The organism is Rhodoferax ferrireducens T118 (assembly GCF_000013605.1).
Classification (GTDB): Bacteria; Pseudomonadota; Gammaproteobacteria; order Burkholderiales; family Burkholderiaceae_C; genus Rhodoferax; species Rhodoferax ferrireducens.
Window position 1 is genome coordinate 2,066,159 of record NC_007908.1, and the last position, 22,054, is coordinate 2,088,212.

General features: G+C 58.4%; 21 protein-coding genes. 16 read left to right on the forward strand and 5 right to left on the reverse strand.

What is annotated here, in order from left to right; genetic code table 11:
• The first annotated feature begins 82 nt into the window (after positions 1 to 82).
• The gene (locus RFER_RS09725) at positions 83 to 901 is read left to right on the forward strand and encodes an enoyl-CoA hydratase/isomerase family protein (protein WP_011464218.1); all 819 of its coding nucleotides are present in this window, start codon (positions 83 to 85) and stop codon (positions 899 to 901) included.
• A gap of 46 nt (positions 902 to 947) precedes the next feature.
• Positions 948 to 2,483 carry a malonate--CoA ligase gene (locus tag RFER_RS09730; RefSeq protein WP_041791875.1) on the forward strand — a complete coding sequence of 512 codons (1,536 nt, stop codon included), beginning with the start codon at positions 948 to 950 and terminating at the stop codon, positions 2,481 to 2,483.
• On the opposite strand, the gene RFER_RS09735 is transcribed toward RFER_RS09730, so the two are convergent.
• Entirely contained in the window at positions 2,475 to 2,918 is a 444-nt protein-coding gene (locus RFER_RS09735; protein WP_011464220.1) for a universal stress protein, read from the reverse strand. The two genes, RFER_RS09730 and RFER_RS09735, sit on opposite strands and share 9 nt — an antisense overlap.
• Positions 2,919 to 3,023: 105 nt before the next feature.
• Here RFER_RS09735 and RFER_RS09740 point away from each other — a divergent pair, with 105 nt between their 5' ends.
• The 10 genes from RFER_RS09740 to RFER_RS09785 all read left to right on the forward strand — a co-directional run bounded on the left by RFER_RS09740 (position 3,024) and on the right by RFER_RS09785 (position 13,031).
• On the forward strand, positions 3,024 to 5,411 hold the full coding sequence (locus RFER_RS09740; protein WP_011464221.1) for a heavy metal translocating P-type ATPase: 2,388 nt from the start codon (positions 3,024 to 3,026) through the stop codon (positions 5,409 to 5,411).
• A 158-nt stretch (positions 5,412 to 5,569) separates the two neighbouring features.
• Positions 5,570 to 7,033 (forward strand): PAS domain S-box protein, encoded by a 1,464-nt coding sequence (locus tag RFER_RS22985; RefSeq protein ID WP_011464222.1) that lies wholly within the window; start codon positions 5,570 to 5,572, stop codon positions 7,031 to 7,033.
• Positions 7,034 to 7,471: 438 nt separating this feature from the next.
• Positions 7,472 to 7,609 (forward strand): cbb3-type cytochrome oxidase assembly protein CcoS, encoded by a 138-nt coding sequence (gene ccoS, locus RFER_RS09750; protein WP_041790507.1) that lies wholly within the window; start codon positions 7,472 to 7,474, stop codon positions 7,607 to 7,609.
• Positions 7,610 to 7,716: 107 nt separating this feature from the next.
• Positions 7,717 to 9,153 (forward strand): cytochrome-c oxidase, cbb3-type subunit I, encoded by a 1,437-nt coding sequence (gene ccoN / locus RFER_RS09755; RefSeq protein WP_011464224.1) that lies wholly within the window; start codon positions 7,717 to 7,719, stop codon positions 9,151 to 9,153.
• A gap of 13 nt (positions 9,154 to 9,166) precedes the next feature.
• Complete coding sequence (ccoO, locus tag RFER_RS09760; RefSeq protein WP_011464225.1) at positions 9,167 to 9,793, forward strand: cytochrome-c oxidase, cbb3-type subunit II; 627 nt, start codon at positions 9,167 to 9,169, stop codon at positions 9,791 to 9,793.
• Positions 9,794 to 9,809: 16 nt separating this feature from the next.
• Positions 9,810 to 9,953, forward strand: coding sequence for a cbb3-type cytochrome oxidase subunit 3 (locus RFER_RS09765; protein ID WP_011464226.1), 144 nt, complete (start codon positions 9,810 to 9,812; stop codon positions 9,951 to 9,953).
• Between the two features lie 29 nt (positions 9,954 to 9,982).
• On the forward strand, positions 9,983 to 10,900 hold the full coding sequence (gene ccoP / locus RFER_RS09770) for a cytochrome-c oxidase, cbb3-type subunit III (RefSeq protein ID WP_011464227.1): 918 nt from the start codon (positions 9,983 to 9,985) through the stop codon (positions 10,898 to 10,900).
• 42 nt (positions 10,901 to 10,942) lie between these two features.
• Complete coding sequence (gene ccoG / locus RFER_RS09775) at positions 10,943 to 12,409, forward strand: cytochrome c oxidase accessory protein CcoG (RefSeq protein WP_011464228.1); 1,467 nt, start codon at positions 10,943 to 10,945, stop codon at positions 12,407 to 12,409.
• Positions 12,410 to 12,418: 9 nt separating this feature from the next.
• A complete protein-coding gene (locus tag RFER_RS09780; protein ID WP_011464229.1) occupies positions 12,419 to 12,706 on the forward strand; it encodes a FixH family protein in 288 nt (95 codons plus the stop codon).
• Between the two features lie 34 nt (positions 12,707 to 12,740).
• A complete protein-coding gene (locus RFER_RS09785; protein ID WP_011464230.1) occupies positions 12,741 to 13,031 on the forward strand; it encodes a hypothetical protein in 291 nt (96 codons plus the stop codon).
• Between the two features lie 11 nt (positions 13,032 to 13,042).
• Here the strand turns inward: RFER_RS09785 and fnr are convergent, their stop codons facing one another.
• On the reverse strand, positions 13,043 to 13,771 hold the full coding sequence (gene fnr / locus RFER_RS09790) for a fumarate/nitrate reduction transcriptional regulator Fnr (protein WP_041790512.1): 729 nt from the start codon (positions 13,769 to 13,771) through the stop codon (positions 13,043 to 13,045).
• A gap of 140 nt (positions 13,772 to 13,911) precedes the next feature.
• On the opposite strand from fnr, the gene hemN reads away from it, so the two are divergent.
• Entirely contained in the window at positions 13,912 to 15,309 is a 1,398-nt protein-coding gene (hemN, locus tag RFER_RS09795; RefSeq protein WP_011464232.1) for an oxygen-independent coproporphyrinogen III oxidase, read from the forward strand.
• 8 nt (positions 15,310 to 15,317) lie between these two features.
• Positions 15,318 to 15,995, forward strand: coding sequence for a sulfite exporter TauE/SafE family protein (locus tag RFER_RS09800; RefSeq protein WP_011464233.1), 678 nt, complete (start codon positions 15,318 to 15,320; stop codon positions 15,993 to 15,995).
• Positions 15,996 to 16,029: 34 nt separating this feature from the next.
• On the opposite strand, the gene RFER_RS09805 is transcribed toward RFER_RS09800, so the two are convergent.
• Genes RFER_RS09805 through RFER_RS09815 form a run of 3 tightly spaced genes read right to left on the reverse strand, consistent with a single transcriptional unit; the run spans position 16,030 to position 20,372 of the window.
• A complete protein-coding gene (locus RFER_RS09805) occupies positions 16,030 to 17,217 on the reverse strand; it encodes an efflux RND transporter periplasmic adaptor subunit (RefSeq protein WP_011464234.1) in 1,188 nt (395 codons plus the stop codon).
• A 16-nt stretch (positions 17,218 to 17,233) separates the two neighbouring features.
• Complete coding sequence (locus RFER_RS09810) at positions 17,234 to 19,597, reverse strand: FtsX-like permease family protein (protein ID WP_011464235.1); 2,364 nt, start codon at positions 19,595 to 19,597, stop codon at positions 17,234 to 17,236.
• A 10-nt stretch (positions 19,598 to 19,607) separates the two neighbouring features.
• Complete coding sequence (locus RFER_RS09815; protein ID WP_011464236.1) at positions 19,608 to 20,372, reverse strand: ABC transporter ATP-binding protein; 765 nt, start codon at positions 20,370 to 20,372, stop codon at positions 19,608 to 19,610.
• Between the two features lie 115 nt (positions 20,373 to 20,487).
• Between RFER_RS09815 and dusA the strand changes: the two genes are divergently transcribed.
• Together dusA and RFER_RS09825 are read left to right on the forward strand one after the other, a co-directional pair.
• Positions 20,488 to 21,483, forward strand: a complete 996-nt coding sequence (gene dusA, locus RFER_RS09820) for a tRNA dihydrouridine(20/20a) synthase DusA (protein ID WP_011464237.1) — start codon at positions 20,488 to 20,490, stop codon at positions 21,481 to 21,483.
• Positions 21,484 to 21,735: 252 nt separating this feature from the next.
• Positions 21,736 to 21,930: a DUF3330 domain-containing protein gene (locus RFER_RS09825; protein ID WP_041790514.1), complete on the forward strand. Its 195-nt coding sequence runs from the start codon at positions 21,736 to 21,738 to the stop codon at positions 21,928 to 21,930.
• Positions 21,931 to 22,054 lie beyond the last annotated feature (124 nt).

Consider the following 22,054-nt stretch of genomic DNA (forward strand, 5'->3'; position numbering starts at 1 on the left):
TGGAATAAGCGCAAAATGCTATTTATATAATAGCAAATGTGTTGGCTGAGAAAGCTTGGTTTCATTCTGAAAGCAGATCGTTATGAGTTCTAAAGTGGCGCGGCATGGCCATGTTCACTGCGAGCACCGGGACGCGGTGGCGCTGGTCACGATCGCCAACAAGCCCAAATTCAATGCCATGTCGCGTGCCATGTGGCGCGACTTGCGCGCTGTTTTTGAGCGCATTCAGCGCAGCCCTGACCTGCGGTGTGTGCTGGTGGCGGGGGAGGGCGCGCATTTCTGCGCGGGCGGTGATATCTCCGAGTACGCTGATTTCCGGTTTCAGGAAGCCAGTTTGCGCGACTTTCACGAGAGCGACGTCTGGGGTGGCCTGCAGGCCATGCTGGACTGCGACGTGCCGATCGTGGCGCAAATTGCGGGTAACTGCATGGGTGCTGGGGTTGAGATTGCCAGTTGTTGCGATATCCGGCTGGCCGCTGCCAGCGCCCAATTTGGCGCGCCGATTGCCCGGCTGGGCTTTCCGATGGCGCCGCGTGAAGCCGCCCTGGTGGCACGTGAAGTGGGGCTGACCGTGGCGCGCCAGATGCTGCTGGCCGCAGAGATTCTCGAAGCGGTAGACATGAAGGCCGCAGGTTTTCTCAGCCAGGTGCTGTCAGAGGAGTCCTTGGCGGCACAGGCGCAAGCGATCACACTGCGCATGGCAGCCCTGGCACCGCAGGCGGCGCGGCTGAATAAACAGACATTAAGAGCGTTAAATCAGCCTCTAGCCCCCGTCAATAGGGTGCAAGAAGCTACCAATTTACTAGCAAATGGCGGCGCCAATGCCTACGCTTACGCTGCCAGTGCCGAACACCGTGAAGGCATCACCGCCTTTCTGGAAAAGCGAAAGCCGGTGTTTTGAAGGTGTCAAACTCAAAAAATCGTCCGATATGCGGACCCAAAACGTGATGAATCAAAGTAATGCCAATCTTTTTGCTGCCTTGCGCGCAGCATTCCCTCCAAACCTCGACGCGCTAGCGATTGAAACCGACACCGGCCTGCTGTACTCCTGGCGCGACCTGGAGCGCGCGACGGCCATGCTGGCCAACCTGCTCGGGTCGCTTGACTTGCCAGCAGGTGCCCGCATCGCGGTGCAGGTGGAAAAATCGGTCGAGGCGCTGCTGCTGTATCTGGCGACCTTGCGCGCCGGGTTTGTTTTTTTGCCGCTCAACACCGCCTACCAAAGCGCCGAGATGGCGTATTTCATTGGCAATGCGGAACCCGCCGTGGTGGTTTGTACGGATCGGAATTTTGGCTGGATCAGCCAACTGGCGTTCAAGGCGGGCACGCAGCATGTCTTCACGCTCAATGAGAATCGCACCGGCTCGCTGCTGGCGCGCGCCGCCGCCCAGCCCGATCAGCATGAGGTGGCATTCAAGCATGCCGATGAGCTGGCGGCCATCATTTACACCAGCGGCACCACCGGCCGCTCCAAAGGTGCCATGTTGACGCACGGCAATTTGCTCAGCAACGCCCAGGTGCTGAAAAGTTACTGGGGCTGGCGCAGCTTGGATGAGGGTGGTGATGTGCTGCTGCATGCCTTGCCGATCTTTCATGTGCATGGCCTGTTTGTGGCGATTCACGGCGCACTGCTGAGCGGCAGCCAGATGATCTGGCTCAATCAGTTTGATCCCAAAACGGTGATCAAGAAGCTGCCTGAAGCCACTGTGTTCATGGGTGTGCCCACGCTTTATGTGCGCCTGCTGGCCGAACCGGGCCTGACCCGGGAAGTGGCGCGTCACATGCGGCTCTTCATTTCTGGCTCCGCCCCCTTGTTGATTGAAACTTTCAAGGCCTGGCAGGAGCGCACCGGCCACACTATTCTGGAGCGCTATGGCATGAGCGAAACCGCCATGATCACGTCCAACCCGTACCGCGAGTCGGAAGGCGCGCGCCGCGGTGGCACCGTCGGGCTCCCTTTGCCGGGTGTCAGCCTGCGGGTGCAGGACGACGCTGGCGAGAATGTGGCGGCAGGGGAAATCGGCAACATCGAGGTCATGGGACCCAACGTGTTCAAGGGTTACTGGCACATGCCAGAGAAGACAGCCGAAGAATTCACCTTGGATGGTTTCTTCAAAACCGGCGATGTCGGCAAAATCGACGCGCAGGGCTATGTGACGATCGTGGGGCGCAGCAAAGACCTGGTTATCAGCGGCGGCTACAACGTCTATCCGGCGGAGGTGGAGGGCTATATCAACGAGTTGCCGGGCGTGGCCGAGAGCGCCGTGGTTGGTGTTCCCCACGCTGACTTTGGCGAGGTTGGCGTGGCCGTGGTGGTGGCCAAACCGGGTGTGGCGCTAGAGTCCGCCAGGATTCTTGTCAGCCTGAAAGCGACCTTGGCCAATTTCAAGGTGCCCAAGCAGTGCTTTGTGGTCGATGCCCTGCCGCGCAACAGCATGGGCAAGGTGCAAAAAAACGTGTTGCGCGAACAGTATTCAGCGTAGCACCAGCACCGGCACATGAGAGTGTGTGAGCACCAGCTGGGTTTCACTGCCCAGCAGCATGCGCTTGATGCCACGGCGGCCGTGTGATGCCATGACGATCAAGTCGCATTTGTGTTTTTTGGCTGCGGCAATGATGGCGTCCGATACCAGGTCCGACTTGACCGTGATGGCCTTGGTCTTGACGCCTTTGGCCAGCGCGGCTTGCTGCACTGCGTCGACAACGGCCTGACCGTCTTCAGCCCACTGTTTTTCAACCCGGCTAACCTCGGCTGCCTGCAAGGCCAGACCGCCCTCAAAATAGCTTTGCGGGTAGCGCGGGATGACTTTCATGGCCACCAATTCGGCCTCGCACAGCGCCGCCAGGTCAATCGCGCTGCTGACCGCTTTTTTTGACAAGGTGGAACCATCGGTGGCGACAAGAATTTTTTTGTACATGGTTTGTTCCTGGGGGCTAAAGACATGCAGCTTACACCGCTCGTTCGCTGTTGATTTGATGGTCGTCAAGTAAAATGCGGGCCTTGTCGGCAACTCTTGGAACTCATGTCAATTGCCAGTCCGGCCGTCGCCGTCGCGGCGCCACCTGTCCCGATCAATCCAGATGACAGCAGTCCAGCCCAAGCGCCAGGTTCTGAGGCGGCTGTAGAGAGGCTGCGGCTGCTGGATGACCCGCAGGAGTGGTCGGCCTTCAGTCGTCCTGATGTCAAGCGCGCCAATTATTGGGAGTCCAACATCCTGATTGAAGGCATGCACTGCGCGGCCTGTGCCTTGACGCTTGAAGATGCGTTGCTGGGCGTGCCGGGCGTGGTGACGGCCGACGTCAGTGCTGGCAGCCATCGTGCGCGCGTCGTCTGGTCGGCAGATGCGGTGCGCCCGTCGGACTGGATGGGTGCGGTGCAAGCGGCCGGTTACCGTGCTGTGCCGGCCAACGATGCGTTTGCCCGCGAGCGCCGAAAAACCGAAGCGCGCAAGGCGCTTTGGCGCCTGCTGGTGGCCGGGCTGTGCATGATGCAGGTGATGATGTACGCCTACCCGGCCTACGTCGCAGAGCCTGGTGATTTGACGGCCGAAATGGAGCAACTGCTGCGCTGGGCGTCCTGGGTGTTGACGCTGCCGGTGGTCCTGTTCTCCTGCGGGCCGTTCTTTGGCAGTGCCATGCGCGACGTGTTGCATCGCCGCATCAGCATGGATTTGCCGGTGGCCTTGGGCATGCTGATTACTTTTGCCGTTAGCACCGCTGGCACGTTTGAGCCGCTGGGTATTTTTGGTCGTGAGGTCTATTTCGACTCGCTCACCATGTTTGTTTTCTTCCTGTTGTCTGGCCGCTGGCTGGAATTGCGCCTGCGGGATCGAACCGCCGGCGCGCTGGAAGTCTTGATGAACCGCTTGCCCGACAGCGTGGCGCGCCGGGCTGGAGACGGAACTTATGAACGTGTGCCGGTGCGCCGCCTAGTGGCGGGCGACGTCATGCGAATCCTGCCGGGTGAGACTTTTCCGGCTGATGGTGTGGTGCTGCAAGGCGAGACAACGGTCGATGAGGCCTTGCTCACGGGCGAGTCGCGCCCGGTCGCGCGTGGCGTTGGCGCGGCGGTGATCGCCGGCAGCCATAACCTCTCAACCGTGGTTCAGGTTCGGGTCGAGCGACTCGGCCATCAAACCCGTTTTGCCCAGATTGTGGCGTTGATGGAAAGCGCGTCAACAACCAAGCCACCGATCGCGCGCCTGGCGGATCGCATTGCCAAGCCTTTTTTGTTGGCGGTCCTGTTGGCCGCGGGTCTGGCTGCTGCTTTCTGGTGGGGGCGGGGACCGGGCCATGCGCTGATGGTGGCGGTGGCGGTGCTGGTTGTGACCTGCCCTTGTGCCTTGTCATTGGCAACGCCGGCTGCCATGTTGGCGGCAGCGGGCACTTTGGCGCGACGGGGCGTGCTGGTACGTCGACTGGAGGCCTTTGAGGCGTTGGCGGCGATTGACACGGTGGTGTTTGATAAAACGGGCACCTTGACGCGTGATGCCATGGTATTGGGGGACGTTCAGACGCGAGCGGGCGTTGCCCCAGAGCAGGCGCTGGCCATGGCGGCCACTTTGGCGCACTATTCACTGCACCCGGTATCGCGGGCCTTGGTACTGGCGGCGGTCGGGGCCGCAAGCTCTGCGCCCTGGCAGGCCGAAGGCGTGCGCGAGTTGGCAGGCGCCGGGGTGTCGGGCCGGGTCCGGTCTGACAGCGCCGGCGGTGCACCGATTGAGCTGCGGCTGGGTTCTGCTGACTTCTGTGGTGTTGAGATTGCCCGGCCAGACACCTTGCAGGCCTGCCTGAGCGACGCGCAGGGCTGGCTGGCGACTTTTGAATTTCATGAAGATCTGCGATCGGATGCGATCGCGACGGTGGCGGCCCTGCAGGGTGCGGGCATCGCGGTGCACCTGTTGTCAGGCGATAGTCTGTCGGCCGCGGCCAGGGTTGCCGCTCAGGTTGGCATCACAGCGTTCAAGGGCGCCTGTTCACCGCAGGACAAGCTCGATTTCTTGCGTAGTGCCCAACAACAGGGGCACAGGGTGGCCGTCGTGGGGGATGGTCTTAATGATGGCCCGGTGCTGGCCGGCGCCCACGTGTCGTTCGCCTTTGGGCAGGCGGTGCCATTGGCGCAGGCGCAGGCGGACTTTATTGTGCTGGGTGATCAAATCGGTGCGGTGGCGCAAGCGCTGAGTCTGGCTCGTCGTACCCTGCGTGTGGTGCGGCAAAATCTCTGGTGGGCGGCCGGGTACAACGCGGTGTGTGTGCCGCTGGCTATGGTGGGGTGGATGCCAGCTTGGCTGGCGGGTCTGGGTATGGGCATGAGTTCCTTGTTGGTGGTACTCAACGCCTTGCGGTTATCCTATGGTGCGAAGCCTGCAAAAACACCCCTGCCTTGCCATGACTTGGCGGGTGTGCAATGACGACATACGACGTGAGCGCGGGTTCTGTGGTCTTGCTTCATGAAATTTCAGATCGTAACCCTGATCAGCTCCGGGCGAATAGTTGATCCGACATTGGCAAAGGACATTTTTTGAATTTTTCATCCTCCGTGGCGACTGGAGACAGGGCTGGTAATGCCATGGCTCAAGCCACAACCATCCTCGTGGTGGAGGATGCGTTGGGCGACTTTGGTTTGATCAAATCCTGTCTGCAACAAGCCGGATTCTGCCGAGACGACCATGAGCCTTCTCTGATATGGGCAAAATCTCTGGCGCAAGGTATTGCGCAAGCGCGTCAGGTCAGGCCCGACGTCATTCTGCTCAAGACTTCCTTGCCTGATTCATCCGGGATGTCCACCGTGGTGGCGATGAACGCTGCCTTACCCAATGTGCCCATCATTGTGCTCAACGGCGTCGATGACGATAACTTTGCCATTGCCGCCCTCGAGGCCGGTGCGCAGGACTATTTGATCAGAGGCCAGTTTGATTACAAAGCCTTGGGACGCACCATGCGCAACGCGCTGGTGCGTGCGAAACTTGAGTCGCGTTTGCGACTGTTTGAAGTTGCCCTGGATTCGGCTGCGAATGGCATTGTGATCACCGACGTCCAGGGGAAAATTGAGTGGGCCAACCTGGCCTTCACTCAGATGACCGGCTATTGTGTTGAGGAGGCGCTCGGCTGCAATCCGAGCCAGTTGGTGAGTTCCGGCAAGCATGATGGCGCGTTTTACCGGCACATGTGGGCGACCATCCTCTCGGGGCAGGTCTGGCGCGGCGAACTCATCAACCGGCGCAAGGACGGCTCCTTCTATGACGAGGCCATGGCGATTGCGCCAGTGACTGCGAGCGACGGTTCGATTCGTAACTTTGTTGCCATCAAGCAAGACATCACCGAAAGCAAGGCCGCCGAGCTGCTGATTCAGAAAAGCGAGCAGCAGTTGGAATTGGCGCTGGCCGGCTCCGGCCTGGGTCTGTGGGACTGGCATGTCGGCAGTGGCGAGTTTGCGACCAGTGCGCGCTGGTGTGCCATGCTGGGCTACGGCCAGGATGAGATCGAACCTAACATCCGCAGCCTGGAGAAGCTGGTGCACCCGAAGGATTGGCCACTGGTCTGTGCCGCGCGGGACGCACACTTGAGCGGCGAAACGCGCGCTTATGAATCCGAACACCGGATGCGCCACAAAGACGGCCATTGGGTCTGGGTGCTGGAACGGGGCAAGGTGGTTGTCCGCGACGCCGACGGGGGCCCCTTGCGTGCTGCCGGTACGCAGCTCGATATCAGCGACAACAAGCGTCTCAATCAGGAGGGTTCTGAGTTGCTGCGGCGCATTGAGTCGCTGATGCGTGAGGTCAGCAAGCCGCCTGCACTTGTCGAGCGCGAGCGGTCAGGTGAGTTGGATAGGTCGGCGCGCATTAGCGCCCGTCAACGTCAGGTCCTTGAGCTCGTCGCCATGGGGTGCACATCCGCACAAATCGCAGAGAAATTGCAAATCTCGCCTGCCACCGTGGTGACCCACCGACGCGATCTGATGGGCAAACTCGATTTGCACACTGTTGCCGAACTGACACGCTATGCGATGCAGAGCAAGCTGGGTTCAGAATAGACGCGGTGGCTTGCCCGGCAGCTTGCTGGTTCGATGAACCGCTTCAGCATATCGTGACGGCTCGTTTTACCTTTATGTAGGTATGAAAATACCGTGTCCAAGGTATTCTCACGGTGCAGTTTGAGGCGTACAGTCTTGCCAAGTACCAAGCCTGCCCATCAAGAGCCATTGAATCGATCCCATTGTCAGACCAGGCGTTGAAACGCCCCGGCTTCAAAGGCAGATTTGATGTGCGACTTCACCGATTGGCTGTCTTGGATGTTCCCTTGGATAATTTACACTTCAAATAGCGAAATTTTCCGATGATTGCAGAAACAAGTGTCAAGAAAACCCCGTTCGTGATCGAATGGCGAGACGGGTTAAAGATCGTTATCTCCAAAGTTGATCAAGAGCACCGGCACCTGGTCAAGCTTGTTGGATTGGGATAGTGAGAACTTGATGGACATACTGTATTTGTTGATTCCGTTGTCCGTCATTCTGGTGTTTTTCATCCTCGCTGGACTGTGGTGGGCGATTTACCGTGGTCAATTTGAGGATATCGAGTCTGAAGGTGAAAGAATTCTCAAGGATTCATGAGTATTTTTGTAAGAATTTGACAGGGTTCATAAGATCTGCTGGTAAGTGGCGAGACAACGTGACGAACCATAAGAAACTAATGTAAAACAAACTGAGAAGAGGTGAATATGGCATTTTCAAATACGCTAGCAACTACCTACGACGATAAGGTTGTCAGGCAGTTTGCTGTCATGACGGTGGTCTGGGGCGTGGTCGGTATGCTGGTGGGCGTGATCATTGCCGCCCAGTTGGCTTGGCCGGAGCTGAATCTTGGTATTTCCTGGCTTAGCTACGGTCGTTTGCGCCCCTTGCACACCAATGCGGTGATTTTTGCCTTTGGCGGCTGTGGTTTGTTTGCCGCTTCTTACTATGTGGTTCAGCGAACCTGTCAGGTTCGTCTGTTTGCGGGTGGTCTGGCCTCTTTCACTTTTTGGGCCTGGCAACTGGTTATTCTCTCCGCTGCTGTTTCTCTGCCATTGGGGTTTACCCAAGGCAAAGAATATGCAGAACTGGAATGGCCGATTGACATCCTGATTACGGTGGTCTGGGTTTCCTACGCGATCGTGTTTTTTGGCACGGTCGGCACCCGCAAAGTTCGTCATATTTATGTGGCGAACTGGTTTTTTGGCGCTTTCATTCTTGCTGTGGCGTTGCTGCATTTGGTTAACAGTGCCGCCATTCCCGCGGGCTACATGAAGTCGTACTCAGCGTATGCGGGTGTGCAGGATGCCATGGTGCAGTGGTGGTATGGCCACAACGCAGTTGGGTTCTTTTTGACGGCAGGCTTCCTGGGCATGATGTATTACTTCATTCCCAAGCAGGCTGAGCGGCCGGTGTATTCATACCGCCTGTCCATTGTTCACTTTTGGGCGCTGATCTTCACTTATATGTGGGCAGGCCCGCACCATCTGCACTACACCGCGCTGCCGGACTGGACGCAATCGGTGGGGATGGTGTTTTCCCTGATTTTGCTGGCACCAAGCTGGGGCGGCATGATCAACGGCATCATGACCTTGTCGGGTGCCTGGCACAAACTCCGTGATGATCCTATTCTGCGTTTCCTGATTGTGTCGCTGTCGTTTTATGGCATGTCGACCTTTGAAGGTCCGATGATGTCGATCAAGACCGTCAATGCCTTGTCGCACTACACCGACTGGACCGTGGGTCACGTGCACTCAGGAGCGCTGGGTTGGGTGGGTCTGGTGACCATGGGCTCCATGTACTACCTGATCCCGCGTCTGTTTGGCCAGAAGCAGATGTACAGCGTGAAGGCCATTGAGGTGCATTTCTGGACCGCGACGATTGGAATCGTGATCTACATCGCGGCCATGTGGATTGCCGGTGTGATGCAGGGTTTGATGTGGCGCTCGATCAACCCCGATGGCACCTTGACCTACACTTTTGTGGAATCCGTCAAGGCCACGTTCCCGTTTTATGTGTTGCGTTTGCTAGGTGGTCTTTTGTACCTCGGAGGCATGCTGGTCATGCTCTGGAACACGTTCAAGACGGCGACCAATGGCCGTTCCGTCACCGTGACCATTCCGGCCGCTGTTGCCCACGCTTGAAAAGGAAAATACCATGGCAAACAACAAGGCAAGCGGCGCACTGTCGCACGAAAGAATCGAAACCAACAACTTCCTGATGATCGTTTTGATCTTGCTGGTGTTGCTGGTGGGTGGCTTGGTGGAAATTGTTCCGCTGTTTTTCCAGAAGTCCACGACTGAGCCGGTCAAGGGCCTGCAGCCTTACACGGCACTCCAGTTGGCGGGGCGTGACATTTACACTCGAGAGGGTTGCTACAACTGCCACTCACAAATGATTCGACCGTTCCGCGCCGAAACCCTGCGTTACGGCCACTATTCCGTAGCGGGCGAATTTGTCTACGACCATCCATTTCAATGGGGCAGCAAGCGCACCGGTCCTGATCTGCATCGCGTCGGTGGCAAGTACAGCGATAAGTGGCACACAACGCACCTGAACAATCCGCGGGATTTGGTGCCTGAATCGAATATGCCGGCTTATCCATGGCTTCTCAGAGACTCTGTCGATGCGGATTCGATGCCGGCGCACATGAAAGCATTGCGGATCGTCGGCGTGCCTTATACCGATGAGCAAATAGCCAAGTCATCGGAAGAGTTGAGAGGCAAGAAAGAAGTTGAGGCCGTCATTGCCTATTTGCAGGTTTTAGGAACCTTGGTCAAGTAAACGGGAGATATTTTGTATGGAACTCGATATCAACACCCTTCGTTCGATGGCCACGGTGGTTAGCTTCATCACATTTATTGGCATCATTGTGTGGGCTTACTCCCGCCGAAATGCGGCTGATTTCGAGGAAGCCGCGAACCTACCTTTTGAACAAGACTGACGAACTGCAATAAAAAAAGAGGATAAAAGATGAGCGACTTTACAAGCAATTTCTGGTCGATATATGTCGCCGGAATCACCATCGTCAGTATCGTGGCCTGTTTGCTGCTGCTGATATTGACCGGCAAGTCCAAAGGCATGTCGACCAGCGATAACACTACCGGGCATGTGTGGGATGGCGATTTGCGGGAGATGAACAACCCCCTGCCGCGCTGGTGGGCCTGGTTGTTTGTCATCACGATTGTTTTTTCCTTCATCTATCTGGCGCTGTATCCAGGGCTAGGCACTTATGGCGGCAAGTTGGGCTGGACGTCCGTTGGGCAACACCAGGCGGAGGTCGATAAAGGCAATGCCGAGGTCGCCCCCTTGTATGCCAAATTTTCAGCCATGAAACCCGAAGACGTGGCCAAAGATGCACAGGCCATGGCTATTGGTGAGCGTTTGTTCATGAACAACTGCGCCCAGTGCCACGGCTCTGATGCTCGCGGCAACAAGGGTTTTCCGAACCTGACTGACAACGATTGGTTGGGTGGCGGTACGCCGGAGATTATCAAAGCCGACATCACCAAGGGTCGTATTGCCGTGATGCCACCGATGGCAGCGGCTGTCGGCACGGCAGAAGATGTCAAGAACCTGGCACAGTATGTGTTGAGCCTGTCTGGTAGCCCACACGATTCTGTTCAGGCAGCCCTCGGTAAGGAAAAATTTGCTGTCTGCGCCGCTTGTCACGGTATCGACGGTAAGGGTAACCAGACACTTGGTTCAGCCAACTTGACAGACAACATTTGGTTGCACGGCTATGGCGAGGCTGCCATTGTTGCCATGATCAATGAGGGCAAGACAAACCAGATGCCCGCCCAGGCTGATAAGTTGACAGAGGCTCAGGTTCACGTGTTGGCTTCTTATGTTTGGGGGCTTTCCAACAAGGGCGGTATCGCCGCTCAGTAAGCTCTATATCATTAGTCTGGTAGTCACTCGGAAAGTACGCTGTTGAACAATAAGGCATTCGGCAATTACAAGGTCATCCCCATCGTTCATCAAGAAGGCTTTGAGCCGCCGCGTCCGCCCGAATCAGCGGATGACGGCATGCTCTCCCTGTACGCCTCGCACCAGACGATTTATCCGCGCAGTGTCTCGGGCCTGTTCTCCAACTGGCGCTGGGGCATGGTCTGGCTGACCCAGATCATCTTTTACGGTCTGCCCTGGCTGGAGTGGGGCCAGCGCCAGGCCGTCCTGTTTGACCTGGCCTCCAGGCGCTTCTACATCTTTGGCCTGGTGCTGTACCCGCAGGACTTCATCTACCTCACCGGTATTCTGGTCATCTCGGCCCTGTCGCTGTTTCTCTTTACGGCAGTGGCCGGGCGCCTGTGGTGTGGTTACGCCTGTCCACAGACGGTCTATACCGAAATTTTCCTCTGGATCGAGAAAAAGGTCGAGGGGGATCGCTCAGCGCGCCTGCGCCGCGACGCCCAGCCTTGGTCGCTGGACAGGGGCATGCGCAAATCCACCAAGCATTTCCTGTGGCTGGCCGTGGCGTTTTGGACCGGCTTTACCTTTGTCGGTTATTTCACACCGATCAAACAACATGGCGTCGACCTCCTGCAGATGAGCATGGGCTCCTGGGAAGTGTTCTGGACCTTCTTCTATGGCTTCGCCACCTACGGCAACGCCGGCTTCATGCGCGAGCAGGTCTGCAAGCACATGTGCCCCTATGCGCGCTTTCAAAGCGCCATGTTTGATAAAGACACGCTGATCGTCACCTACGACACCGAGCGCGGCGAGCCCCGCGGGGCCCGCTCACGCAAGGCCGATCCCGCCCAGTTGAACCTGGGTGCCTGCGTCGATTGCAGCCTGTGTGTCCAGGTCTGTCCGACCGGCATTGATATCCGCAAAGGCCTGCAATATGAGTGCATCGGCTGTGGTGCCTGCGCCGATGTCTGTGACGAAGTGATGGACAAAATGGGTTACGCACGCGGCCTGGTCAAGTACACCACCGAACACGCCATGCAGGAGCATTGGACCCAGTCGCAAACCTTGCGTCACGTGCTGCGCCCACGCATTCTGGTCTACACCGCCATTCTGGCGACGATTGTGATCGCGATGGTGACCAGTCTGGCGCTGCGCAAACCGTTCAGGGTTGATGTGATCCGGGATCGCGGTGTCATGGCGCGCGTGGTCGAGGCGGGCAAGATTGAGAACGTCTACCGTCTGCAAGTCATGAACGCCACTGAAACGGATCAGCGCTTCAAAGTCACGGTGTCTGGTCTACCTGGGCTTGAAGTAACCTCGGACAACGAATTGACGGTACCCGCAGCGCAGGCGCGCTGGCTGGTGGTGCGGACCCAGTTGCCACCCGAAGTGGCGCCGCCCGGCTCACATCCGATCAAATTCGAAATTGAATCAATTGACATGCATGTCCATGATGCAGAAAAATCCGTGTTTTTGGTGCCGCAATAAGGATAGTTTATGAAAAACGATACCCTCAAATCTCCTGAACCCTGGTGGAAGTTTGGCTATGTTTGGCTGGTCGTGGCTGGTCCGGCTATCGTGGTCGTGGCCGCTTTTGTTACTTTGTATCTTGCCGTGACGAGACCTGATCCGGTCATTACCGAAGACTATTACCGCCAGGGGATTGAAATCAACAAGACATTGGGAGATGATGCGCAGGCTGCCAGCATGGCACCAGCCCTGCAGGCCCGTAACCATGCGCAGACTGGCTTTGTCACCGGTTCCAAAGCTGTCCATAGGCCTTGAACGTAATGACCTCTGAAATACAGGACGCCCGATTATGTTGTCGCAACGCTTAATGTGGATTATCTGGCCTGCCTTTCTGGTGGCTGGTGTGCTTGAAGTGCTTGTATTTGCAATGGTCGATCCGCAGGACCTGCAGTGGTTCGGGCAACCCATCGGGTTTTCCCGTCAGGGTGTTTACACCATGGCGTTTTTTGTCTTTTGGGGCATCACCATGTTGGCCAGTGGCTTGACCACCTTGCTGTCGATGTCGCCGTTTGAAGTCAACCGCTGCCCTTTGCCGGCGAATGCACGCCCGGAGAGCTGCTCCAAGCAAGGGCGCTGCTGAGTCGGTTTTTCTCAGGCTGTTCCGGCACCGGATTTTGGATTGACAATATCCTTCAACGCGTCCGTGTTGAGGATGCGGACATGACGTTGTTTGACTTCCACGATGCCTTCTTCAGCGAATCTTGAAAATGTGCGGCTCACGGTTTCGAGTTTCAAACCCAAAAAACTGCCAATTTCTTCGCGCGTCATGCGGAGTATCAATTCTGACTGCGAGAAGCCGCGGGCGTGCAGTCGCTGAACCAGATTCAAAAGGAAGGTAGCCAGACGCTCCTCTGCGCGCATGCTGCCCAACAGCAGCATCACTCCGTGCTCGCGTACGATCTCGCGGCTCATGATCTTGTGGACGTGGCGCTGGAGTGAATTGACTGCGCGTGACAGCTCTTCAATACGATCAAATGGCATGACACAGACCTCAGCGTCTTCCAGGGCAACGGCGTCGCACGTGTGGTAGTCGTTGACGATTCCGTCGAGACCCACGACTTCGCCGGCCATTTGGAAGCCCGTTACCTGATCCCGTCCATCCTCGGAGGCTACACAGGTTTTGAAGAAACCGGTGCGAATGGCATACAGGCTGGTGAACTTCTCGCCATTGCGAAAAAGAAGAGAGCCACGCTTGACCGTGCGCCGCGCGGCGACCATGTCATCGATCAAATCGAGTTCTTCTTCACTCAGGCCCAAGGGCATGCACAGCTCCCGCAAGTTACAGTTTGAGCATGCGACTTTGATGGTGTGAGGGTTCATGATGTCATTTTGGCACTAATCATTGACCTGTCCTGATGTGGGTCAATTTTTTAGGTCTTACACTTCTTTATGATTCAATCTAGGTCAAGAGACGATTTCAATTATTGAGGCACATTTGTCAAAATTGACAAGGAATTTCCATGAACACAGCCGTTGCTGAACCAATTTCCGAAGACCTCATCCGTCGTTTCGATGTATCGGGACCGCGTTATACCTCTTATCCCACCGCGGACCGTTTTGTTGAGGCATTTTCAGTTGAGGACTATACCCAAGCCTTGAAGCTTCGGCGGGCTGGGGGGGCGGCCATGACGCTGCCATTGTCTTTATATGTTCACATCCCTTTCTGTGAATCCCTGTGTTATTACTGCGCCTGCAACAAGATCATCACCAAGCACCATGATCGGGCCGGCCCTTATTTGCGCTACCTGAGCCGCGAAGTCGATTTGCACACGGAGCAACTGGGTGTAGGACAAACGGTGACCCAATTGCATCTGGGTGGTGGCAGTCCCACTTTTTTGACGGATGATGAGCTGCGCGAGTTGATGGCCATGTTGCGGCGCAACTTTACCTTCGCCCCAAGCGGTGAATACTCGATCGAGGTGGACCCGCGCACCATCGACGCGTCGCGGCTCGATACCTTGGCCGAGTTGGGATTCAATCGTTTGAGCTTTGGGATTCAGGATTTCGACCCTGATGTTCAAAAATCGGTACACCGTGTGCAGCCGGCCGAACAGGTTTTTGCCTTGGTGGCAGCCGCCCGCGAACGCGGTTTTGATTCCATCAATGCGGACCTGATTTATGGCCTGCCTCTGCAAAGCCCGGAGTCATTTGACCGCACACTGGCGCAGGTGGTCGAGTTGCGGCCGGAGCGTATTGCCTTGTACGCCTATGCCCACTTGCCCGAGCGTTTCAAGCCCCAGCGCCGCATTCCGACCGTGGAGATTCCCAGCGGTGCGGCCAAGGTGGCCATGCTGGCGCGGTCCATGGCCGCTTTTATGGGTGCTGGTTATGTCTATGTCGGGATGGACCACTTTGCATTGCCGACGGACTCGCTGGCGATTGCCAAGCGGCAAGGTCGGCTGCATCGCAATTTTCAGGGCTACAGCACCCAACCCGATTGCGACCTGATTGGACTTGGCGTGTCGTCGATCGGCCGGATTGGCGCCACCTATAGCCAGAATGCCAAGACCCTGGAAGAGTATTACGACTATCTGGATCAGGGGCGCTTCCCCGTGGTGCGCGGCTTGGCGTTGACGCGTGACGACCTGTTGCGTCGCGCCGTGATCATGGCCATCATGTGCCAAGGGCAAGTTCTGTTCGAGTCCATTGAGTTGGCGCATCTGATCGAATTTCGCAAGTACTTTGCGCCTGAAATGGAAGCCCTGCAAAAGCTGGCGGATCAGGGCATGGTCACGGTGGACGATGTCGGCATTCAGGTCACTGACATGGGCTGGTTTTTTGTCCGCGCCGTGGCCATGGTGTTTGATCGCTATTTGCAGACCGACCGCACGCGCGCGCGGTTTTCCAAGATTATCTGATCGGGTCAATGCAATCCTCTCTGGCTGTCACCGCCTTGTTGATGGGCCTGGCCGGAGGGCCGCACTGCATTGCCATGTGTGGCGCTGCCTGTGCCGGGATCGGGCAAGCAGCAGGCCCGCGCAAGAATTCAGCCATGTGGAGCTTCCAGATCGGTCGGGTATTGGGCTATTCCGCACTCGGGTCGCTGGCGGCAGCCTCGATGCAGGGTTTGGGCTGGTTGACGGTGCAGTCGGCCGCGTTGCGCCCGGTGTGGACGCTGTTTCATGTCGCAACCCTGGTGCTGGGCCTGTTGTTACTCTGGAAAGCGCAGCAACCGGTTTGGCTGGAGCAGGCGGGCAAAAAAATATGGATTGGTGCACGCTCCCTGGCTGCCGGGCGGGGCCGGGGTGCGCCACTGGTGATTGGCGCTCTCTGGACTTTTTTGCCCTGCGGCTTGCTCTATTCGGCGCTGCTGGTTGCCGCTTTGACAGGCCATGCCCTTGAAGGCGCCTGGGTAATGGCCTTGTTTGCCTTAGGCACCAGTGTCTCCATGATGGCGGGTCCCTGGTTATGGCTGCGTTTGCGGGGTAATGGGGCTGGCGATTGGGGTGTGCGCCTGGCCGGTCTGGCATTGGCTGCCAGTTCGGTCTGGGCTTTGTGGATGGCGTATGCCCACGACGCCGCGCCCTGGTGCGCAACGCCTTGACGAGTCGTTTTTTGCCGACTCCGAGCGCCCGGTTTCAACGCGTCTTGACCCGGTCGCCGTCTTTGAGCTTGGTGTCCGGGTAGACGATCACCTGAGTATCCTTGGTCAGCCCCGTCTTGACCCAGGCCAGGGCACCGTTGCGTGCTGCCACTTCAATCTCTTTCAGGCGAGCATGGCCCTTGTCCAGCACAAAAAGGCCTGAGCGGGCACCAACCGGAAACAAGGCGCTGACCGGAATCATGACCGCGTTTTCCACGACTTGGACCAGCACACGCACATCCACCTTGAACCCGTCGCCCAATGCCTGCCATTTTTCGGGAGGCGAGGTGATGTCGATAATCGCATTGACGCGCTGTTCTTCCACCCCCAAAGCCGAGACTTTGGTGAATGCCGCCGGTTCGATGAGCCGAACTTGTCCTGTCAGCACGTCGGGTCCACCCCAGTTTGAGAGCTGCACCGCGGTGCCCGGCTTGATCTGCGCGGCATCTTCGGTCAGGATATCCACCACCACTTCAAGCTGGGTCGGGTCGCCCAGTTCCATGATCGGTGTGCCAGCCATCACGATGCCTTCACTTTGCTGCTGCACCTTCAGAACCTTGCCTGAGACGGGCGCCTTGACGTCATAGGCACGTTGCCGCCCACCCGGCGTGATCTGGGAGAACTGGCGCAAGGCAACGCGTGACTGTTCCAACTCATGGCGCGCGGCGGCCTCTTCTTGCCGCGCGCTTTCCAGCTCTTTCTCGCGCAGGCGCACGGCAAGTCGCCCGGTTTCATTCTGGTTGGGTGAAACAAAACCCTGTTGGGCAAGCGCTTCGCTGCGTTTGAGTTCCGCCTGCGCCTGGTCAAGCGCCGCGCCGGCTCGCCCGACGTTGGCCTGTGCCCGTGCTACCGAGGCCTGCATCGCACCAATGCGTGCACTTTGCTCGGCGCGGGTGCGCTCATCAAGCAGTGCCGGGGCCACGGGCCAGAATGTCGCGACGGGGGCGTCGCGCATCACCGTATCGCCTTGTTTGAGGAGGATGCGCGCCACGCGACCCGCCAGCGGCGCCGAGACGACATAGCGGTCGCGCAGGCGGGTCTTGCCGTCCTCCTGCACAGAACGTTCAAACCGTCCCTGGGTCACGGCCGCTATCTCGACTTCTGCCGGGGTCGGCATGAAGGCCCACCCCAAGAGCGCCAGCACCAGCAAGCCAACGATCCCAATCCATACTTTTCTTTTCATTCTTTCTCCAGTTTTCCTATTCGCGTGTTTTGAGCACACCGACCAGATCCAGCGTATCCACCCGGCGCCGCACAACCAGCGCGCTGACAATGCCGGCGCCAAACACGCACAGGACAGCGTAGGCGTAGGTGGCGGGGTGGATCACAAAAGGAAAATAAAACTCATCCGTCTTGATCAAGCCAACAATGGTCGATGCCAGAAAGTAGCCCAGTGCCATTCCCAATGGTGTGGCCAGCGCGATTTCAATCGCCAGTTCGCCCAGCAGAAAGGCTGACACCTCGCCCCGGGTGAATCCCAGCACACGCAGACTGGCCAGTTCCCAGGCCCGCTCCGCCAGCGCGATACGGGCGTTGTTATAGACCACACCGATGGCGATGACGGTGGCAAATGCGGTCAGAATGCCGCTGAACACCATCAGGTTGCGCGCGGTGACCTCCTCGATGTTTCGTTTCATGACCGACTTGCTGACGGCAATCGCTACCCGCGGCAGCTCTTTGAGTTCGTTCAATAGCTCTGCGTCATGCCCACGGTCCACGGCGACGGTGAGCTGATTGACAATATCGCCCTCCCGAAGGAGGGCGTTCAATGCGTGTCTTTCGATATAGGCGTTCATCCCCAGCATCTCGGTCACGACCCCCGCCACGTTGATGTCCAGCGCCTCACGCCGCCCTTCCAGAAACTCCAGGCGCACGGTGTCGCCCGGCTTGACCTTGAGCCGATCGGCCAGGCGGTCTGTCAGGAGTAATCCGCTGCGCGGCGGCTTGAAGACCTGACGCTCCAGACCGACGATACGGTGCAATTCGGGCTGTTCAGGTTTTCCCTGGATGGCGCCGCGCCAGCTGTGATTGGCGTTGACCAGCCGTGCGGCGACCGTGCGGACTCCTTCCACCGCCGTGACATGCGGCAGTTTGGCCATTTCATGCTGGATGCGGGTCGGCGTGGCCTCGATCAGACCGATCGATACGTCCCCACGCAGAACCTGATTGAACTGCGTGTCCATCAAGCCCCCGATGGAGTCGCGCCAGAACGAACCGGTGATCACGATCGCCATCGCGACTGCGATACCAAAGACGGTCAGCGCCGTGCGCAGCGGGCGACGTTCCATGGTGCGCAAAATCATGCGAACCGCCGGGGAGAACCAGTGCTGCAAGCCCCAGCGCTCAATCAGCATCGGTTTGTACAGACCAGGAGCGGGTGGGCGCATGGCTTCGGCCGGTGCCAGTCGCACCGTGGCCCGAATGGCCGTGAGTGTGGCCAGCACCGCCGCCGCCGTGGCCACGCTGATGGCGGCCAGGATCAGTTCGGGCCTGACGCGGTAGCGCAATTGCGGGAATCTGAAAAAATCGGCATAAATGCCGACGAACCAGTGCCCCAGCGTGGCGCCAATGGCCAGCCCCAGGGCCAGGCCGAACACCACGATGATCAGCACCAGTTTCAAATAGTGCAGACCGATGGCCCGGTTCTCGTAACCGAGCGCCTTCAGGGCGGCAATCTGTTCGCGCTGGGTCGCAATCTGCCGGCTCAGCACCACATTCAACAGAAACCCGGCCACGGCCAGAAAAATGCTCGGCAATACCGTGCCAAGCACGCGCTGCTCCTGGATTTCCGAGTTGAGCATCATGTGGGACATCTGCTGATCCCGGCCATGGGCGCTGATCCCGCCATAGGGCGTGAGCAAGCGGTCCAGTTGGTCGATGACGGGCCCCTCGGTAGCACCGGGGCCAAGTCGCACCGCCACCTGGTTGAAAGCGCCTTCCATGTTGTAAGCGGCGGCCAGCGCCTGCCGGTCAATCCAGAAGACGCCGAAGCCGCGTTGATCCGGTGAGCCGGCCATGCCCGCGAAGATGTACTCGGGCGAGAGCGCAATTCCTACCAGCAGCAGTTCCTCACGCCGGCCGTTGATCAGCGCACCAATGCGGTCGCCAGGCTTGAGCTGGCGCCCAACCGCAAAGCCCTCTGACACCAGCGCTTCGATGGCGCCACTGTGATGCGCCGCTATCATGCGCCCGCTGCGCAGATGCACCTTGTTCAGGCGCTGCGGTGAGCGCGCGTCAAGCCCGATCAAGCGGCCAATGATGGGGTCGGCCACGTTCGGTATGGTGATCGGCACAAGCTCGGTCAGCGAAGTTTCCACATGGGCCGCGCCGGCAATGGTCTCAAACTGGCGCTCCAGCGAGAGGGGTGCCCGTTTGAGCGTGGCAAACACATCGGCAAAGCGGGCATCGGCGTAATAAAGATCGCGTGACCAGGACAAGGCATCGTAGGCGCTGAAGGTCGTGATAAATCCTGCCACGCTGCTGGCGACCACCAACGCGATGGTCAGCGCCTGGCTCCACATCAAGCGCAAATCGCGCAGCAGCTTGCGGTCAAGGGCTTTCACCCGGGCACCTTTACCAAGACAACTCCGACGGTTTCAGTTTGTGGGCGTTTGGTTCAACGCGCTGGATGCGCCCGCCGCCCAGGTACAGCACGCGATCGGCCATGCTGGCAATCGCGGCATTGTGCGTAATGACGATGGCCGTTGTGCCCAGCTCCCGGTTGACGCGTTCGATCACTTCCAGCACCAGTTTGCCGGTCACATAGTCCAGCGCGCCGGTCGGCTCGTCACACAGCAACACTTCCGGGCGCTTCACGATGGCGCGCGCGATGGCCACGCGCTGCTGCTCGCCGCCGGACAGCTGGGACGGGAAGTGATCCAGGCGCTCGGCCAGCCCGACCAGGCCGAGGGCTTCTTCGGCCGGCATGGGGTTGTCGGCAATATCGGTGACCAGCTCAACGTTCTCGCGCACGGTCAGGCTGGGAATCAGGTTGTAGAACTGGAACACAAAGCCCACATGCTCGCGCCGGTATTGCGTCAATTGCGACTCGGTCGCCGCCGTGAGGTCATGCTCGGCAAAACGGGCCAGGCCACTGGTCGGGCGGTCCAGCCCCCCCAGGATGTTGAGCAGGGTAGATTTGCCGCTGCCAGACGGACCCAGCAAAACGATGAATTCACCGCGATAGATGGTCAGATCGACATCCACCAGGGCCTGAACCTTCACCTCGCCCATCTGGTAGGTTTTGCTTAAGGTTTTTGCGGTGAAGACGGCCGGGCGACCGGCATCATCAACTGGTATTTCCTCTGTGGAATGGTCGGCGAGTGGGGGGGCAATCACGGTCTGGGCCTTGCGGTTGGCGATTTCGGATCACAGTGTGTCATGCATCGGGACGACGGCAATTGATGTTTGTCATGTATCCGCGGCTTGTGCCATGACTGGGATAATTCAGCCCATGCTGAGCCCGAAACCCGTTCCCCCCGACCGCTGGAGGCTGTCCGTTGCCCCGATGCTGGACTGGACCGATCGCCATTGCCGTTATTTCCATCGCCTGCTCACACAGCATGCGCTGCTTTACACCGAGATGGTGACGACTGGCGCCCTGATTTATGGCGACGTGTCACGTCACCTGCGCTACAACGAGCAAGAACATCCAGTCGCATTGCAGTTGGGTGGCAGCGAACCGGCCGACCTGGCGCGGTGTGCCAAGCTCGGTGAAGAGTGGGGTTATGACGAGGTCAACTTGAACTGTGGCTGCCCGAGCGAGCGGGTGCAGCGCGGCGCGTTTGGCGCCTGCCTGATGGCTGAGCCGCAGCTGGTGGCGGATTGCGTCAAGGCGATGGTGGATGTGGTGTCGGTGCCGGTCACCGTGAAACACCGAATTGGCATCGACAAAACCGAGAGTTACGAATTCGTGCGTGATTTTGTTGGCAGCGTCAGCGAGGCCGGCTGTCGCACTTTCATCGTGCACGCCCGCAATGCCTGGCTCAAGGGTCTGAGTCCAAAAGAAAACCGTGACGTGCCGCCCCTGCGCTATGAGCTGGCCTACCAGCTCAAACGCGATTTTCCCTCGCTCGTCATCGTCATCAATGGCGGCATCACCAGCAGCGCGCAGATCGCCGGGCACCTGTTGCACCTGGACGGCGTGATGCTGGGGCGCGAGGCCTATCACAACCCGTGGTGGCTGGCTTCCTGGGATGCGACGTTCTTCGGCGCTGACGCGACAGAAACCACCCGCGAGCAGGTCGAGCAGCAGATGTGCGACTACATGACGCGCGAAGCCGCCGAGCACGGCACACCCTGGCCCACCATGGCCCGCCACATGCTGGGCTTGCGTCACGGACTGCCGGGTGCGCGTCACTGGCGCCAGGTCTGGAGTGATCACAAGCTCAAGGGGCTGCCTGCGCATGATGTGATGGCCCTGGCGCACACCCCGGTGCCGGCCACGTAAGCCACACCCGTTTCCGGTCTTTATACAAAATCAGGCTTTAGCCCCCGTCGGTATTGCGCATGAAGCTATAAAAGATGTAGCAATTCAGGCGCTCGACCTTGGCACGTTGCTTTGCGCTGCACGTAAGCCTATAGTGTTCTTGGCGATCACGTTCACGCACCTGTTACGGCAAACAGGTGGCATGTAAGGTGGATCGCCATCCCCAACCGGGGAGGGAAACGAGTTGGATGGTTTGATTAACTGGAGACAGCTATGACAACAAATGACACACCGGTCAAAGTGGAACAAGTTGCATGCGAGATCTGCCTGAAGGAAGTGCCGATAAGCGAAGCCGTCGTTCCTGAAGCGACAGACTACGTGGCGCATTTTTGCGGACTGGACTGCTATCAAAAGTGGAAGGACCAGCGCGATGAGACGGATGCGCCAGTCGAAAAGTCTGGCTCATGATGTCTTGACGTGTTGAGGAGGGAGCTTGTTCGCCTTGAAGTGTTGAGGACAGAGCTTGTTCGCTTCGCTTGACTGCGGTCTGTCCCGCAAGCTTTTTGGTCTTGCTCTGACCCGCAAGTTTTTT